Raw genomic sequence first — 16,575 nt, 5'->3', positions numbered from 1 at the left:
GGTCCGGTCGCTGCTGTGCTCGGGTGCGGTGTTCGTCTGCGCTGTATCGCTGTGGCAGATGGTCGGTGGGCTGCGGTGAGCGGCACTGGCTCGGCGTCGCCGGCAGCGGAGTTGCTGGTCGGTCGCTCGTATACGCGGGCACGGCGTCATCCGCTGATGATCGGGAAGTGGCCGGGCGGCCGAGGGCGGATCTGGGGTGGTCCGTACACGGTGGCGCAGGTGGTGGTGCTGGCCGTCAGCCTGGCGGCGCTGGTGCTGACCCGTGGTGTGTGGGCGCGGTTCGGGCTGTTCAACTTCGTCATCGCGTTGGGGCTGCCCTATGGGCTGTCTCTGCTGGTGCGTCATGTGCAGGTCGACGGTCGTAGCCCGCTCGCGGTCGCCGCAAGCGGGATCGGGCTGTTGACGAGACCGGCCGCGGGCCGGCTGGGAGGGCGCCCGCTGCGGGGCCTGCGGGCCCGTCATCAGGTGATCGGCGTCTGCTCCCTGTCGTGGGTACCGGGGCCGTCACGGCCGGAGGTCCCCCGCCGCTCGGAAGGCCCGGCCCGGGTGGCGAAGCCTTCTCGGCCGACCGGTTCGGCGTGCTTCAGGCAGCCGGGCAGCGTCCCTTCGGCCGGGGCGGGGAGGCGGCCGGTGTCGGTCGCCGCGGCTCTGGTCGCTGCTCGTCGCAGCGACAGCCGGTCCGGTATGAGCGAAGCGCAACAAGCACAGCGAGGGGTGTGACTGCGATGCGGATGCCGATCCGGCATGTGGCCGGGAATGTGATGTGGACCGTGCACGGTCAGGTGTGGGCGGTGTACCGGGTGGCGGGGGCGGATGCTGCGCATGCTTCGCGGCGGGCGAAGGAGCAGCGGCTGGGGCAGTTGGAGGCGCTGGTCAAGGCGCTCAAGGGTGAGTCGATGCTGCTGAGTCTGTGCCCGGCCGTTGATCCGGCGGGAGTGGTCGCGAAGATGACGGCGGGGATCGACATGGTGACCTCTCCCCGCTACCGGCAGGCCACCAACGTGCTGCGGGAGCAGCTGGAGTTGACGGGGCGCACGGACTGGCTGGCGGTTCCGCTGCCGATGGGGCGGGGTGAGTCGGTGCGGGAGGTTTTCGCGGCGGCGCGGGCGGATGTGGCTCTGCAGCTGGGGTTGCTGCCGCGTCCGGTGTCCGCGCAGGAGGAGGACGAGCGCCTGGCGCAGGCGCAGCGGATGGCGTCGGTGTGGCCGGCGGGCATTGCCTTGCGTGAGGCAACGACGGCCGAGGTGCTGTGGATTTACGGGCACAGTGCGCGTCGCGGTGTGCTGGAGCCGGCGCTGCCGGAGGGGGCGGGTCCTCGGATGCGGGGACGGGGCCGGGGGGCGGCGGCGCTCGGCCAGGTGGTGCTCGCCGAAGGCGGGAATCTACTGGAGGAACTGGATGCGGGCGCGGGCGCGGAGGTTGGTCCCGGCCGGGGTCGTGCGCGCCGTGGGAAGAGGGTGCGGGGCAATCCGTTCGCGCGGCGGTGGCTGGAGGCGACGACGGAGTGGGGGCCGTCGTATCAGGTGATGCTGGCGCTGTCCGAGATGCCCGAGGCGTTCGCGTTCCCCGGGTCGGAGTACCTGACGTCGCTGGACGCGTTCTCCTTCCCGGTGGACTGGGTGGTGCGTCTGCACGTTTCCTCCGGTGCCGAGGCGGAGGCCAAGACGCGGCGTCAGGCCAACGAGCTGGCCAATCAGTACAACGAGCTGCACAACGAGAACACTGGGACCGGTGTCCCGGCCACCGTGGACAAGGCGGTGGGCGGGCTGGAGGAGTTCCGCGAGCGGCTGACCGCGTCGCGGACCGAGGTCGAGGTCCGGGCCATGACCACCTTGTGTGTCTGGGGCGGTACTCCTGAGGAGGCCGAGCGGCGGGCCGGTGAGATCACCGGGCACTTCGGCGGCAACGAGTACTCCTTCGTCTCGCCGCGCGGCGAGCAGGAGAACCTCTGGTACGGGATGCTCCCGGGCACCCGGACCCCGCAGGTGATGGCTCAGTACGCGCAGTATCTGGTGGCCAAGGACTTCGCGATGGCCGGCCCCTTCTCGGGCCAGGGGCTCGGCGACAGCACGGGTCCGTTGTTCGGTCTGCAGCTGGCCGGGGGCGGGGTCAGGCCGGTGCTGACGGACTGGGAGCGCGGCCCGAGGGAGAACACCTCGGCGACCGCGGCGTTCATCGGGGAGCTCGGCGCCGGCAAGACGACCGCGATGAAATCCGCGGTGTACTCCGTGCTCGCCGCAGGGCGCCGCACGCGCGGCGGGTCCAAGCGCGGCCGGGTGGTGATCGTGGACCGCACCCCGCGTCAGGAGTGGCTGCGCTACGCCCAGGCGTGCCCGGGTGAGACCGAGTGCATCACCATCGACGACCACGCCACCGTCTCCCTCGACCCGCTGCGCACATTCAAAGGGCGGGAGGCGCAGCGGTTCACCGAGTCGTTTCTGACTCTGCTGTTGGGGCTGGCGCCGATGAGTGATGAGGGCATCGCCCTGTCCGAGGCGGTCGAGGCGGTGCTGTCCGAGCCGCATCCCTCGATGCGGGTCCTGGTCGAGGAGCTCACCAACCGCGGCGCGTCCGGGGACCCGCATTCGGCGATGGCGGCGCGCCGCTTGTCCGCGGTGCGGCGCAAGGACCTGGCCCGGTCCGTGTTCGACGAGTCCCTGCCTGTGGTTCGTGGTTCGTCGGCTGATGCGCTGGTTTTCTCGGTGTCCTCGCTCACCTTGCCCACCAAGAGCGAACTGAACAGCGGCCGGCTGGACAAGCTGGAGTTCGAGAAGGTCTTCGGGCGCGCGGTGATGTACCTGATCGCTGCCCTGTGCCGGAAGATCGTGTACGCGGACCTGGACGAGTTCGCGCTCGTCGTGTGGGACGAGTGCTGGTGGCTGACGTCCAGCCCCGAAGGCCTCGCCCTGGCGCTGGAGCTGGTGCGGGACGGCCGTAAGCACGGCGCCGGCGCCCTGTTCGGTGCGCATGACGACGAGGACATCGGCTCGGCCGATACCGAGGACGGGCAGATCCTGCGCGGCCTGATCCCCCGCAAGTTCGTCTTCCGGCACACCGACACCAACCTCGCCCGCCGGGCGCTGGCCTTCCTGGGATGCAACCCGGACGACGAGGACCTCCTGGCGCTCGTCACGACCGGGCTCTCCCCCAACAGCCCCGATCTGAACGAAGAGGAACGAGCGGCACGGGCCGGTGAGTGCCTCCACCGCGATCTGACCGGCCGGATCGGCGCGATGCGGGTATCGCTGCCCGCCGACGAACAGGCCGTCGCTCACATCCACTCCCAGCCCATGACAAGCACCGCGGCATGAGCCGGCGGGCCGCCGCCCGGGCGGGAACACCGACATCACCGCGCCGTGGCCGGTGGGTACGTGCATGGCGGGGGGCACGGCGATGGCTGCGCCCCGGGCGCAGCATGGTTGCCGGCCTGGTGCTGCTGGCGCTGTCGTGCCTGACGTCGCTGGTACTGGCCACCGTGTCGGCCACCGCCGCCCCGACGCCCACGCCGGCTCCGACGCCTTCGGTGGGCCCGACGCTGCCCGGCCCGGACAACCCGCTCAAGCCGAGCCCGCTCGTCCCTCAGCCGGGCGCCTCGGCCCCGCCGGAGGACTCCCCTCTGATCAAGGACGCGAAGAAGGAGGCCAAGAAGCAGGAGAAGGCCGCCCGGTCCGAGTTCGACAAGAAGGTCGAGAAGTACAAGAAGGACCGGGCCGCGCAGGGCGGGGTACTGTCCGCGTTCGAGGTGACCGACCGCGACGGGAACCCGGTCAGCTCGTACCGCATTTACGCCGACACCGGGGACTGGAACGACTGGGACCTGAGCGTCGAGGGGTTCCTCGTCGAGATGATGTTTCTCGGGAACAAGTGGCTCGTCAGCTTCGCGTGCTTCCTCATCTCCTGGAGTCTGTCGTTCTCCCTGGCCGGGCTCATGCTGAAACCGGCACTGCAGGTGTCCTCCTCGCTGTATGGAGGGGTCATCGTGCAGTTGGGGCTGCCGACCTTGTTCCTGACGTTCACGATGGTCGTCGCGTCGTGGCATCTGCTGTTCGGGAACCGGGTCCGCGGCTGGGGCGAGATGGCCGCCGCCCTGGTCATCTCCGCGCTCGCGCTCGGCGCACTCGCCTCTCCCCCACAGCTCCTGCTCAGCAAGGACACCGGAATCGTGGGCACCGTACGGTCCCTGGCTGTAGAAACCGCCGCGCTGGTCCTGGACAAGGAAGCCATCGACACGAACCGGCCGACGACCGACAACGAGTGGGAGAAGAAGCCGGCCGGCGGGAGTGTGGGGGCGCAGGTCCGCTCCGCGCCGAGCGCGCTTGCCCGGCCCATCACCGACGCGCTGGTCGACGCGTTCGTGGCCCGGCCGGCGATGCTCCTGTCGTACGGGCGGACCTTCGACGGGGCCTGTGGGAAACAGTTTCGCGACTCTCGGATCCAGCAGGCTGTGTTCGACCAGATGATCGACGAGAAGTTCAACGGCCCGAAAGAGCAGGCAAAGTCCGTACTCAAGCACCTGCCCCTCACCTTCGGGGTTCCGCTGCCCGACAAGGTGAACGACTGGCTGGTCGGCACCGCCGTCGATCTGACCGCCGACCAGATTCGGGAGCAGATCCAGGCATCCGGGCCCATCAAGGCATTCGAGAAGTCCTGCGTCCCGCAGGCCGGCGCTTTGAAGAAGGCGTCTATGGACAAGGTCGGCGGCGCCCTGTTCATGCTCCTGGCCGCCTTCCTCACCTGCGCTTTCATCATCGTCCTGGACTGCGGATTCCTCTTCGCCCAGGTACAGATCGCCATCGAGGCGATGATCGCGAAGGTGGCCCTTGCGGCCGGAATCCTGCCGGGCCCCGGCCGGGCCTGGCTGTGGGACCGGGCCGCCGCCATCGCCCGCGCCCTGGCACTGATGCTCGCCTGCGTCGTCGCACTGTCCGTCTTCATCGTCCTCGTCAACACCGTGCTGAACACGCGGGAGAGCGACCTGCCCGGCGGAGTCACGGTGCGGTTCATCGTGCTGGACGGTGTATGCGTCGCCGCGTTCATCTACCGCAAGAAGCTCGCCCGCTCCACCCGCGGAATCGTCGCCCGCACACGCCACCGCCTGGGCAACAGCCCGCTCGGTGGTGAAGTCTCCCCCGCCTCCGTCACCCCGCCGCGCCGCACAAGCCTCGGCAAAGGGCTGCTACTCGGCGGACTGATGCTCGGTGCCGCAGCCGCCACCGGCGGCACCGGCGCCGTCCTCGGCGGCGCCGGCCGGATGGGATCCACCCGGCTCACAGCGAGCCTCGGCGGCCGGCTCGCCTGCGGCGGCGGCCGCGCCGTCGCAGGGCTGACGAAACTCACCGGCCGTACCGTCCAAGCGGGCGCCAAGGGCACCGCGAAGGCCGGGGTTCTCGGCCTCAAAGCCACCGTCGGACTGCCGGTGTACGGTCCGCGGGCCGCCCGCAGGGTTGGCGCCGCCGCGACCGCTCTGCCCGGACAGGCAGCCGGCCGGGTATCCAGCGCCGTACAGAGCGTCCAGCAGAACACCCAGGCTCTGAACCGAAGCTACGTCCAGCCCGCTCTGCAGCTCGGCGGGGAGGGCTGGCACAACATGCGGTCCCTCGGCCGAATCGTCCGCGGGCAGCCGGGTCTCGGCAGGTACACCCCGCCTCGGCCCCCCAACCGGCCGCAGACTCGGCCGACCACGCCCCGCCGCACGCCTGTTCCTCGCCCCACCCCACCACCAGCCCCCGTGATCGCACCGGTCCGCCGGCGCCGCCCGGCCCCGCCCCGTGGCGCACAGCCGCCCGCCAGCACCGCGCAGGCACTCCTCCAGCAACGCCTGCACCGCATCCGCCAGGCCAACACCACCACTACCCCGCCCACCCCCACGCCGCCGCCCACGCCCCGCCCCCGGCGGGCACCTCGCCGCCCGGGCCGACCATGAACAACACGCACAAAATGCTGCTCGGCTCCGCCGGCTGCCTCGTCCCGGCAGTGACCGTGCTCGGCCTCCTGATCCTGTTCATCTCCGCTGTCGCCAACGGGGCCACCGGCCACGAAGACGACCACCCATCCGGTGCCACGGGTGCCGGCGGTGCCCCGGGAGCAGTGGACGGCATCGACCCGGTGATGCTGTCCGCCTACACAGCCGCCGCTGCCGGTACCCGCACGGTGCGGCCGAAGTGCACCGGCATGCGCTGGTCCGTCATCGCCGGCATAGGCAAGGTCGAGTCCAACCACGCAGCGGGCCGCACCATCGCCGCCAACGGCGACATCACCCCGCGCATCCTCGGCGTCCGGCTCGACGGCTTAGGAATCGGCGGGAACACCAGCAGCTTCTCAGACACCGACCGGGGACTCCTCGACGGTGACACCGCCTACGACCGGGCAGTCGGCCCGATGCAGTTCCTGCCCTCCACCTGGAACGGACCCAACGGACAGGACGGCAACAACGACAGCGTCAAGAACCCTCACAACGCCTTCGACGCCGCGCTCGGCACCGCGGTGTACCTGTGCGGCACCGGGACCACCGATCTGTCCCGGCCCGACCAGCTACGCAAAGCCGTCTACCGCTACAACCACTCCGACACATACGTGAACGACGTCACCAGGCACATCACCGACTACGACCAAATCCCCGCCACCGGAGCAGGCACGCCAACGACCGCGACCGGCCGGGCCGGCGCCGTCATCAACGCCGCCCTCGCCGAACGAAGAACCCCCTACGTCTGGGGCGGCGGCAGCACCACCGGCCCCACCAAAGGTGGTTACGACTGCTCGGGCCTCATGCTCTACGCCTTCCACCAGGGCGCGGGAATCACGCTCCCCCGCACCTCCCAGCAGATGAGGACCTCCGGCACCCACATCCCCCGCTCCGACATCCAGCCCGGCGACCTCATCGTCATCAACAACGACGGGAACTGGGGACACGTCGGCCTCTACGCCGGCAACAACACCATGATCCACGCACCAAGACCAGGCAAGACCGTAGAGACCACCCCCACGGCCGGCTACTGGGCCAAGTACGACTGGGACGTACGACGCGTCCTATGACGAGTGTAGGACCGCATTAGATCTGTCGGATTCTCAGTGATCTGGGTTCCACTTCAGTGCTCATCACCGCACCATGGTCCACTCCGTCGCAGGCTGGTGGTCGAGGTGGTGGCAAACTGCCGGTGCGGGATTACCGCTAGTACAAGGGGCGCCAACTTCGGCAGCAGGGGCTCTATACGCCTCCACGCCAATTCCGCCAACTCACCTTGACCCGCTACAAGATCAACGATCGGACAGGCTCCCGCGGTCAGCCGTCGACTTTGGCCGCCTGCATGGCGGTCAGCTCGCGGACGTAGCGAGCGGCGACCATCGCTGCCGGCACCACCAGGACATGCAAGGCCAGAATCAGCCAGGTCTCCGGCTCGAACTCATACCGGAAGTCATAACCGCAGCAGACCGTCTCGCTCTGACCTGCGACGGCAATCTCCTCCTTCGATTCGAAACTCACCAACTCAATGAACCCGGTCCACGGAGACAGCAAGAGCGGCCAGGTCATCAGGGTGACCAGGCAGACAGCCCACCAGGATTGCAGCAGACGGGCCGATGCTGTGGCGTCGCCCTGGCCGGATGGGCTGGAGGCATGCCAGACGTCGTTGGCGATCTGCTTGGGAAGGAAGAGATTCACGACGGGGATGAACCATCCCACCACCGCCATGGACGGGCGGTATCGCAGCCGGCCGGGAGCAAACTGCTCGGCGACAGCACGCACGCGGGCGGACCAGAGAAGCCAGCTCACCAACAGCCCTACGCCGAAGAGAAGCTGCGCGGTAAACAGGGCGTTGAGTGCGTCGCTGCTGCTGTGGAAGCCGGTCCCGGTCGCGATGTCCTTCCACATGTCCAGGTCCCTGTAGATCGGGTCGTCATACACGTGGCTCTGGTCGGTGGCGACAACGACCTGGTGGACAGCCGTGAGCACGGAGACCAGGGCGGAGAGGGCGAGGAACCAGTAGACGGCGGCCCGATACCCGTCGGCCGGGCCCCTCTCGCCGCGTGCGCGGCGGCGTTCGTCGGCCAGCCGGAACTGCTGGGCCTGCCGCCCGGCCTGTTCACGCCGGGCTGCCTGCTGCGCCTGGTTGACGACGGCGGGCGGGTACAACTGCTTGGTCGGGCGCTCGGCTATCGCCTCGGCCGCAGGGTCCACGACAAGCGCGGCGCCCGCGACCGAAGTCCGCCGGGTGTGCGGGTCCTCCTGGCCGAGAAGCTGGACGGCTTCCTGCCCGAGCCGTGTCAGCACCTCCAGCGGCAGCCAGGACCCCAGCGAGCGGTACTGCGTCTCCTGCTGTTCCCGCAACTCGGTCAGAGTCGGCCGATCCGCCGGATCCTTGGCCAGGCAAGCCGCGGTCAACTCCCGTAGCGGATCGGGCACACCGGTGAGGTCCGGCGGCTCGTGCACCACCCGGTACATCAGAGCGTGTACCTGTCCCTCCGCCACGTCGAACGGGAGCCGCCCGGATGCGGCGTAGGCCAGCACCGCGCCGAGCGAGAAGATGTCACTCGCCTCGGTCAGTCTCTCGCCGCGGATCTGCTCCGGTGACATGAAGCCGGGCGAGCCGATCACCACCCCGGTGCTGGTGAGGCCACCAGCAGTGGCGTCCAAGGTACGGGCGATGCCGAAGTCAATCACCTTCGGCCCGTCGATGGTCACCATGACGTTCGACGGCTTCAGGTCACGGTGGATCAGCCCGGCAACATGGATGTCACCCAACGCCCGGCACAACCCGGAGGCCAGGCCACGCACCGAGTGCTCCGGCAGCGGCCCGTGCTGCTCTGCCACCACTTGTTGCAGGGTCGGCCCGGCGACGTACTCCGTGGCCACCCAGGGCAGTGCCGCGTCCGGGTTGGCGGCCAGCACAGCGGCCGTCCACTCTCCGCCGACCTGCCGAGCCACAGCGGTCTCCTTGGCGAACCGGCGCCGGAAGTCCGGGACCGCCGCCAGCTCGGCCCGGATGGTCTTCACCGCCACCATCCGGCCCCGCGGGGACCGGGCCAGGTAGACCACCCCCATACCGCCTTCCCCAAGCCGGCCGAGGAGCCGGTAGTCATCGACCCGGTCGGGGTCCTGTTCTTGCAATGGCTGCACGGTAGGTAGCTCCCACTGGAACGTCACTTCGGTGGACGAAGACTAGCTCTGGCTCACCAACCATCACCGAGGCCGGACAGCCCTGGGTATACGGAGGAGCAGCACGCCGAGGTCGCCCGGTTTCGGGCCCGGGTGCTGGAGCTGTCCGCCGCGGTGTTCAACCACCCGTTCTGGGCCACCCTTGACGACGACGCGGTCGCGGCCCGTATGGCACTGAAGCACGCCCACGAGCCGGCCAAGGCGTAGCCGTGTTTGGCGAGATCTCCGACCTGGACAAGAACCGGGCGCTCGTCGACTGGCTGGAGTACCAGCTGCGCCAGGCCAAGAATCGGGTGCGGGAGCTGGAGGTCAAGGCCGAGCAGGAGCAGCGGGCGCGGGAGCGGGCCCGGGCTGAGATGTCATGGAAGATCCAGCCGCAGCGTGCAGGGACGACGGCGATGCTGCACCACGGCGGGTGCTCCCTGTACGAGACGACGATGGGGTTCCTCAACCGGGAAGAGGCGTTGATCGCGCTGGCCGAGCCCGATATCGAGGCATGCGAGATCTGCCGGCCGGAGACTGGGCTGGCGAGCGAGTAGCCCCCGGCGCATTCCAGGCGCGGGGGATCACCCCACAAGCAGCAGCACCCCCGCTTGGCCCTGACGGCTGGGCGGGGGTGTTCTTGTCGTTGGCACCCCGGAGGGGGCATCGACCTTCGAGGCGGGGCCACCGCCGGTCGGGTACAGCGTGGCACATGCGGTCGCGGTCATCGGCGGCCTGACGCCACGCGCTGGGCACCACGTTGGGCAGGCGGTGCTCGGAAATTGCTGGCGGCTTGGCTGTCACGTTTCGGGCCGGCGGACTCCTTGTGTGGGTGAGAGGCGGCAACAGAGCTGCCCGGTGCGGGAGGTGCGTATGACACGGCACACCACAGAGTTCCGGAATGAAGCACGGCGCAGTCGCCTGGATTCGGATGTCGAGACGATGATCAGCCTGTGCGGGTGGCTTGTCGCGGTGGTGTTCGTGGTCGGGTTCATCCGCGGATGGTGGTGGGGCGGGGATCTGCACAACCTTCCCTGGGGACTGGGCGACCCGGCTGCCGAGGCGGTCAACGAGCGGTGGGGCTGGCCGGCGGTGCCGGTCCTGGCCGCGGCACTGGGAGCGGTGAGTGCACGCTGGGCGTGGCTCGCTCTGGCTGACCTGGTGTGTGGGATAGATCCCCGGGTCCGGCGTCGCGGGTGGCGGCTGTGATGGGGCAGCTCTCGCCTGTCGGTGAGCTTGATCCGGGCTGGCTGCCGGAGGCGCTGTGGGGTGTCCGGTGGTGGGTGCTGGTCGGGATGGCGGCTGCGGTGTGCGTCTGGGGGTGTGCGCGGTGGTGGTGGCTGCGGCGGGCTCGGGCCATGTTGCTGGATCGGTCGGTTGTCGCTCTGGTCCCGGCTGCGGGCTTCGATCCGTCGCTGGAGGAGATCGAGCGGCACGCGGCGCGGCTCGCGAGGGTTCCGGCGGTCGTGGGGTGGGCGCCGGAGCGGGCGGTGGGGGTGCGGATCCGGCTGTCCAGTGACGAGGGCCGGCTCTCGTACCGGCTGGAGGGTCCCGGACGGGCGGCGGCGCTGCTCAGGCTCCGGTCGTATCCCGATGTCGATGTCGTGGATCCCAGGGTGCGTCATGAGGTGCCTCGGATCCGGTTCGACGGTGTGCCGCCGCTCGGCGGGGACGATCACGATGGAGATGAGGACGCGTGACGATCCGGCTGGAGAAGGCTTCGAGCGCCGAGGGCGTCGGCGTGGATGAGCGTACGGACGTTGAGGCGGAAGAGGTCGGGGGCCGGTTGTACGTGGCGCGGGCGGAGCTGGTCCTGGCCCGGCCCGACCATCGTCAGCTGACGGCCGCCGGCCTGGATCCGGACCCTCTGCAGCTGATGGCCGCCGCGTGCGCTCATGCGGACCGTGAGCGCGGCGAGCACGTTGAGCTCGTCGTGGATCTGGTGCCGGTGGCCGGGCGACGGGTGGCGCGGTGGCGGCGCCGGCTGGTACGGCGTGCACAGCAGCGTGGCCCGTCAGCGTTCGGCGAGCAGTTGGCCGGCGCGGAGCGGACGGGGGCGGGCGCGGGAATTTGGTCCCAGGTGTTCGCTGGCCTGGACGGGGGTGGTTCGCGTGGCCGGCAGGGCCGGACATCGGGGCGGGCTTCCCGGTCGTCGGATCTGGCCGAGGGGGTGGGGAAGTTCCTGCCGGGCGCGGATACCCAGGTGTTCGCGGTGCAGGTGATGGTGCGGACGGTTGCTGCTCATCCGGCGCAGGCGCAGGGTTTGCTGCATCAGGTGATGGCGGTGATGGATGCGTGGTCGGGTGAGAACTGGTGGCGTCCGGTGGGACCGCGGGTGGGGGCGTGGCGTCCGTACAGCAGTGTGTGGTGGCGCCGCAGGAGTTTCGAGCGGCGTTTCGCGTCGGGTGAGTTCGCGCCGTCGCGTCGTCAGTGGGTGACCTCTCGGGAGATTGCCGCGCTGCTCAAGCCGCCGTCGGTGCACTGCACGCCGACGAACGTGGTGCGCACCGGAGGGGTGGTGCCGGCGGCGCCGTCGCGGCTGCCGGAGTGGACCGGGCAGCGGGGTGTGGTGCCGCTGGGGCTGGTGACCGGTGCGGACGGGCGGGTGCGGCTGGGGGCTGTCCCGCAGGAGGATGTGCTGTTCGGCGCGAGCCTGGGGCGGTCGGGGTTCGGGAAGTCGGAACAGGCTCTGCTCCAGGCGCTGACGCTGGCGTATGCGGGGTTCGGGGTGTGGTTCCTGGATCCGCACGGTGCGGCGGTCCAGCGGGCGTTGCCGTACCTGACGCACCCGGCCATCGCCCACCGCGTGCAGCTCATTGATGTGAGCGTGAAGGATCCGGCGGCACGGATCGGGGCGTGGAACCCGCTGTCCATGGAGGGGCGGAACGCCACACAAGTGCAGGACGTGGTGGGCGCCGTCGTCGGCGGCCTCGCCTCGGCTCAGGGCTGGGGCGACCGGGCACCGCGGGCGAGGGCGATCCTGTCCCACGCCGTGCAAGTCCTGGCCCATCTGGCGCTGCTGATGTGCGAGCAGGGCCGGCCAGACCTGCAGCCCACCCTGTTCTCGATCACACGGCTGCTCACGGATGAGCAGTGGCGGGCTCAGATCCTGAAGCGGCTTCCGCGGCGGCTGTCGCGGTTCTGGCAGCAAACGTTCCCGAAGTACGAGGGGAATGCGGTGCCGGTCGTGACGCAGATGCTGGAGCAGCTGGAGACCTCCGATTCCCTGCGGGCCTTCCTCGGACAGCCCCGCTCCAGCTACAACGTGCGGCGCGCGATGGATCAGAACAAGATCGTGCTGCTGCGCTGCTCGGGCACCGGGGGCGGCGACCAGATCATCACGAGCCTGCTGCTGTTCGACCTGTTCCTGGCCGGGCTGTCCCGCGAGGGAGTGCCTCCCGAGGACCTGGAAGCCATGTTCGCGTTCGCGGACGAGCTGACCGCCATCGACGGCGCCTCACGCGGATATGTGGCCGCGATCCTGGAACAGCTGCGGAAGTACGAGCTGCGGCTGATGGGTCTCACACAGATGGCGATGCGACTGTCAGAGGAAACCCGGCAGGCCTTGATGCAGAACCAGTCCCTGCTGTCCGCCAGCGGGGCGGACAGCGATGAAGCCGCCTTCGTCACCAAGCGGCTGGCCGGTGTCGCGCCGGCGGTGCTGGAACAGCTCGCGAAGTACCAGTACGTGGTGTCAACGATGCTGCACGGGGAGCGGTCTTCTCCCTTCCGGGTGCGGGGTGTCGCGGTCCATCAGGTCCTGGCCGACTACCGCCGCCCCGACCTCCTGCCCGCCCTGGACGCCGCGATCGACCACAGCCTGAGGCGCAGGCCCGTCGGCGAGATCCTGCGCGTCCTCGATGGGGACGACGGCCGGCTCCCGGGTCTGGACGACCTGCTGCTCGCCCATCTCACCCGCCGCACCCCTGCCGGGTCGGCCCGGACCACCGGCCGGAGCGAGGTCGCCTGATGTCCCTTGCCGCCCCCCAGGCCCGCACGGCCGGTCTGTCCCGCATCGGACAGCAGCTGCTGCCGATCCTGTACCAGCACCGGCTCATCGCCACCGGCCAACTCCACCGGCTCCTGACTCCGCACACCCGGCGCCCGGTCTACCTGCTGCGCCAGCTCGGCTACCTGCGCGCGATGGGACTCGCTGAGTCCACCGACCGGCGCATCGGCCGGATGGGACCCTGCGAGCTGCTCTGGTACCTCACCCCGTTGGGCTACGAGGTCGTGGAGGCCAGCGACGAGGTGACCGCTCGGGCGTATCGCATCAGCCCCAGAGCAGCCGCCTCCCAGCTCCAGGAACACACCCTCGCAGTGGTCGACACCGGTATCGCGTTCTCCGAGTGGGCCGGCCGTCTCGGGGATGAGTGCGGGCCGCTGGACTGGGAGCCGGAGCTCGCGCACCGCGTCCGCGATGGCGACAGCCGCCTTGGCGACGACGCGTTCCTCGTCCCGGACGCGGTGCTGCGCTACACCCGCACCACAGCGGAAGGCCGGCGCCAGCTCCTGACGTTCTTCCTCGAAATCGACCGGGCCACGATGCAGGTGGCCCGGCTGGGCCGGAAGTTCGGTACGTACGCCCGCTACGCCTCCTACACACCGCAGCCGACGGGACGCCGTCAACAAGCAAGCACCCGAGAGGCATGGCGCGAGCGATATCCCGCGTTCCCGCGACTCCTGATCGTCCTGTCCGGAGCGTCTGACCGGGTTCTGAGACGCCGGGCCGAGGACCTGCAAGCGCTGGCCTCCGCCGACCCCCGCATCGCGCAGGGAAGCCAGCTGCGTGCCGGGATCACCACCGCCGAACTCCTTGACAGACACGGCCCTTTCGCACCCATCTTCACGCCGGTGCTGGACAACGCCGAGCCCACCGACGCACTACTGACGTCGCATGACGAACCGGGAGCGAGCAAGTGAATCGGAATACCCCACAATTGCCGACGAGTCGACAAAACCGGCCCCTTTAGCCGCGCCGTTCTGCGTTCAACTTTCGCACCGGGTCGCACGCGGAACGCGGAATCCCTGACACCGGATTCCCGCCAAGCGAAATTGTGGCGATTTGCGGCGCACGCCATAGCCATGAACTGGATGAACAGGATGGGAAGTTGGTCGAACTTTGCGTAGCATATGGAACCAGACCGCACGGTTTCTTCTGGACCACGCCTCGCGCATGCTGCCACTCGCAACGCGCGCCGCAGGTCGGGGCACCGTGGCATACACATGGGGAGGCACAGTGACGCAGTCAGTGCGACTGAGGAACTCGGACATTCGCAAACGAAACCGCGTGGGTTCGGTAGCCCTGCTCGTCGCCGCTTGCACACTCACGACCGCAACCGGGTGCAGCTCCGATAAAGGAAATGACCCGAAAGTGGCCCCTCCACCGTCTGCTTCAGTGAAGCAGACCCCGAGCAAGCCAGCAGACCCTACCGAAACGACCAAGACCGAAGCCGTCGCCACGTACCAGAAGTATTGGCAAGCAATGGAACGCCTCTACGCGGACGTCAACGCGAAGAACACAGACCTGAAGCAGTACGCCGCAGGCGCAGCGTTGAAGAACGCCGAGTCGGATGCCAAAAGCATGCATGACAAGGGACACGTGATCTCCGGCCAAGTCACTGTCGGCAGCCCTACCGTGACCAGTGTCGACATCAACAGAAAGATCCCCAACGCGAAGATTTCCAGCTGCCTGGACATCTCGCACTGGCAAGTCATCGACAGCACCACCAAGAAGCCGGTAGCCCTTCCTCCGAAGCGGCTGACCAAGTACGTCATCGTGTCCACCGTCGAACGGTGGCCGGAGGGCTGGAGGGTCATCAGCGACGAACCCCGGGGGAAGAAATGCTGAGCCACCGGCCCGCTGCCGCTGTCACGACCATGGTTCTGGCAGTTCTCGCGTTCCCCAGTGGTGCCCGGGCCGCAGACGGCACGGGCACCGGAGTGGACGGCTGCGGGCTCTTCGTGTGTGTGGAAGCTGACGACCCAGGCACGTCCGAAGGCACCAAGCCCGCCGGCCGTCCTGAGGTGGACAAGGCAGGGAACCAGAGCAATGGTCCCGTCATCGGCATGCCCTGCACATACAAGCTGGCCGAGCCGCAGCCTCCGTCCGGAAGCGTGGAGTGGGACGGCCATGAACCGGGTGATGGTGCGGTCTACGAAAAGACGTGCGCCCCCGGAAGGACCGATAACGCTATTACCCAACTGGTCTGGGCGGCCGATCCTCCCGCGGCCCAGGTTGATCCTGCCGTCGTGGCCCAGCAGGCCGTGGACAAGATGCTGCTGAAGGGCCCGCGGATCGGTATCACTCCGAAGCCGGGCGGCAAGGGAGTGGTCGGCATGCCGGTCTACATGTGGACCGGCAGGGGAGCCGCGACGTATGGGCCCAACCGGGCCTCTGCCACGGCTGGAGCTGTCACCGTTACGGCTACTGCGAAGGTCAGCAAGATCGTGTGGACGATGGGGGATGGTACAGCCGTCACGTGCACGACCGCGGGGACGCCGTACAGGGCGGAGTACGGCAAGAGGCCGTCGCCGGACTGCGGCCACCGCTACACCCAGCCCTCCTCCTCCAGCGAGTCCGGGAAGTACCACGTCACCGCGACGTCGACCTGGACGGTCGACTGGACCGGCGGCGGCCAGACCGGGCAGCTCACCGAGATCCGTGACAGCGCCGTGGACATCACCGTCGCTGAGGTCCAGGTCCTCAACTAACACGTTCTCTTCGCAGAATCCGAGAGGCAACACAGCATGGAGTCCCCCGTCGCACCGCCGGCGCCCCGGCCCTCCGCTCCGGCCCGCCCTGACATCCCCATCACCACAACGGCCCCGGTCAAGCGGGAGCGCCGTTGGTCTGTGGTCGCGCTCTGCATCGTCCTGGCGGCTGTCGCCGGGCTCGGCGCGGCGGCGGCGGTCACGTCGGCCAGCGACCGCATCCGGGTTCTTGCCGTCGCCCGGGATGTCCCGGCCGGGCAGGCGCTGACGGATGGCGATCTCACCGTGGCGGAGGTGTCGGCCGATGCGCATCTCACTCCGGTCCCGGCCTCCGACCGGGGCAGCATGGTCGGAAAGCGTCCCGCCGTGGATCTGCGCAAGGGCGGGCTGCTGACGGCCTCCCAGCTGTCCGCCGGCACTGGACTGGGCGACGACAAGCAGCAGGTGGGTGTGCAGGTGAAGCGGGGCCAGGCCCCGGCCGGCTCCCTGGCCCCCGGTGACAAGGTGCTTGCCGTCACCACCCCGGCCCAGGGCGAGCAGTCCGACGCCAAGGGCGTCGAGGCGCCTCCGTCGTCGATCAACGGTGTCGTGGTCTCCGTGTCCCGCCCGGACGCCTCGGGCACGATCGTGGTCAACCTCGCCGTCTCCCCCACCGACGGGCCGCTGCTGGCGACCAGGGCGTCAACGGGGCGCATCGCTCTGGTCCGCGAACCGCGGGGCAACTGACG

General features: G+C 69.3%; 13 protein-coding genes. 12 read left to right on the top strand and 1 reads right to left on the bottom strand.

Annotation, left to right across the window (positions count from 1 at the left end; genetic code table 11):
- Window positions 1-219 precede the first annotated feature (219 nt).
- The 4 genes from ACIOEW_RS36730 (at window position 220) to ACIOEW_RS36715 (ending at window position 7,032) form a co-directional block, all read left to right on the top strand.
- On the top strand, window positions 220-720 hold the full coding sequence (locus ACIOEW_RS36730; RefSeq protein WP_401969504.1) for a hypothetical protein: 501 nt from the start codon (window positions 220-222) through the stop codon (window positions 718-720).
- Between the two features lie 5 nt (window positions 721-725).
- Window positions 726-3,311 (top strand): ATP-binding protein, encoded by a 2,586-nt coding sequence (locus tag ACIOEW_RS36725; RefSeq protein WP_401969501.1) that lies wholly within the window; start codon window positions 726-728, stop codon window positions 3,309-3,311.
- A 104-nt stretch (window positions 3,312-3,415) separates the two neighbouring features.
- A complete protein-coding gene (locus ACIOEW_RS36720) occupies window positions 3,416-5,923 on the top strand; it encodes a hypothetical protein (protein ID WP_401969499.1) in 2,508 nt (835 codons plus the stop codon).
- Entirely contained in the window at window positions 5,920-7,032 is a 1,113-nt protein-coding gene (locus ACIOEW_RS36715; RefSeq protein ID WP_401969496.1) for an NlpC/P60 family protein, read from the top strand. The genes ACIOEW_RS36720 and ACIOEW_RS36715 overlap by 4 nt, the downstream gene beginning before the upstream one ends.
- Before the next feature lie 247 nt (window positions 7,033-7,279).
- On the opposite strand, the gene ACIOEW_RS36710 is transcribed toward ACIOEW_RS36715, so the two are convergent.
- Window positions 7,280-9,112 carry a protein kinase gene (locus tag ACIOEW_RS36710; RefSeq protein WP_401969494.1) on the bottom strand — a complete coding sequence of 611 codons (1,833 nt, stop codon included), beginning with the start codon at window positions 9,110-9,112 and terminating at the stop codon, window positions 7,280-7,282.
- Between the two features lie 248 nt (window positions 9,113-9,360).
- On the opposite strand from ACIOEW_RS36710, the gene ACIOEW_RS36705 reads away from it, so the two are divergent.
- The 8 genes from ACIOEW_RS36705 to ACIOEW_RS36670 all read left to right on the top strand — a co-directional run bounded on the left by ACIOEW_RS36705 (window position 9,361) and on the right by ACIOEW_RS36670 (window position 16,573).
- Complete coding sequence (locus tag ACIOEW_RS36705) at window positions 9,361-9,690, top strand: DUF6233 domain-containing protein (protein ID WP_401969492.1); 330 nt, start codon at window positions 9,361-9,363, stop codon at window positions 9,688-9,690.
- Between the two features lie 385 nt (window positions 9,691-10,075).
- A complete protein-coding gene (locus ACIOEW_RS36700) occupies window positions 10,076-10,342 on the top strand; it encodes a hypothetical protein (RefSeq protein WP_401969490.1) in 267 nt (88 codons plus the stop codon).
- Window positions 10,342-10,833 (top strand): hypothetical protein, encoded by a 492-nt coding sequence (locus tag ACIOEW_RS36695; protein WP_401969489.1) that lies wholly within the window; start codon window positions 10,342-10,344, stop codon window positions 10,831-10,833. Before ACIOEW_RS36700 ends, ACIOEW_RS36695 begins: the two co-directional genes overlap by 1 nt.
- A complete protein-coding gene (locus tag ACIOEW_RS36690) occupies window positions 10,830-13,103 on the top strand; it encodes a hypothetical protein (RefSeq protein WP_401969487.1) in 2,274 nt (757 codons plus the stop codon). The genes ACIOEW_RS36695 and ACIOEW_RS36690 overlap by 4 nt, the downstream gene beginning before the upstream one ends.
- Window positions 13,103-14,056, top strand: coding sequence for a replication-relaxation family protein (locus tag ACIOEW_RS36685; protein WP_401969484.1), 954 nt, complete (start codon window positions 13,103-13,105; stop codon window positions 14,054-14,056). The genes ACIOEW_RS36690 and ACIOEW_RS36685 overlap by 1 nt, the downstream gene beginning before the upstream one ends.
- Window positions 14,057-14,531: 475 nt before the next feature.
- Complete coding sequence (locus tag ACIOEW_RS36680; protein ID WP_401969482.1) at window positions 14,532-14,984, top strand: secreted protein/lipoprotein; 453 nt, start codon at window positions 14,532-14,534, stop codon at window positions 14,982-14,984.
- A 29-nt stretch (window positions 14,985-15,013) separates the two neighbouring features.
- Complete coding sequence (locus ACIOEW_RS36675) at window positions 15,014-15,847, top strand: ATP/GTP-binding protein (RefSeq protein ID WP_401969481.1); 834 nt, start codon at window positions 15,014-15,016, stop codon at window positions 15,845-15,847.
- Window positions 15,848-15,883: 36 nt separating this feature from the next.
- Window positions 15,884-16,573: an SAF domain-containing protein gene (locus ACIOEW_RS36670; protein WP_401969479.1), complete on the top strand. Its 690-nt coding sequence runs from the start codon at window positions 15,884-15,886 to the stop codon at window positions 16,571-16,573.
- Window positions 16,574-16,575: the final 2 nt, after the last annotated feature.

Origin of the sequence: Streptomyces sp. NPDC087901 (assembly GCF_044742205.1) — a bacterium.
GTDB lineage: Bacteria > Actinomycetota > Actinomycetes > Streptomycetales > Streptomycetaceae > Streptomyces.
The sequence above is the reverse complement of the archived record's forward strand: the minus strand, read 5'-3'. Positions and strand labels throughout refer to the sequence as shown.

Coding starts and splice junctions, on each gene's coding strand:
- ACIOEW_RS36675 (WP_401969481.1), top strand. CDS start 15,014: ATGGTTCTGGCAGTTCTCGCGTTCCCCAGTGGTGCCCGGGCCGCAGAC.
- ACIOEW_RS36670 (WP_401969479.1), top strand. CDS start 15,884: ATGGAGTCCCCCGTCGCACCGCCGGCGCCCCGGCCCTCCGCTCCGGCC.
- ACIOEW_RS36695 (WP_401969489.1), top strand. CDS start 10,342: ATGGGGCAGCTCTCGCCTGTCGGTGAGCTTGATCCGGGCTGGCTGCCG.
- ACIOEW_RS36685 (WP_401969484.1), top strand. CDS start 13,103: ATGTCCCTTGCCGCCCCCCAGGCCCGCACGGCCGGTCTGTCCCGCATC.
- ACIOEW_RS36725 (WP_401969501.1), top strand. CDS start 726: ATGCGGATGCCGATCCGGCATGTGGCCGGGAATGTGATGTGGACCGTG.
- ACIOEW_RS36700 (WP_401969490.1), top strand. CDS start 10,076: ATGATCAGCCTGTGCGGGTGGCTTGTCGCGGTGGTGTTCGTGGTCGGG.
- ACIOEW_RS36715 (WP_401969496.1), top strand. CDS start 5,920: ATGAACAACACGCACAAAATGCTGCTCGGCTCCGCCGGCTGCCTCGTC.
- ACIOEW_RS36720 (WP_401969499.1), top strand. CDS start 3,416: ATGGTTGCCGGCCTGGTGCTGCTGGCGCTGTCGTGCCTGACGTCGCTG.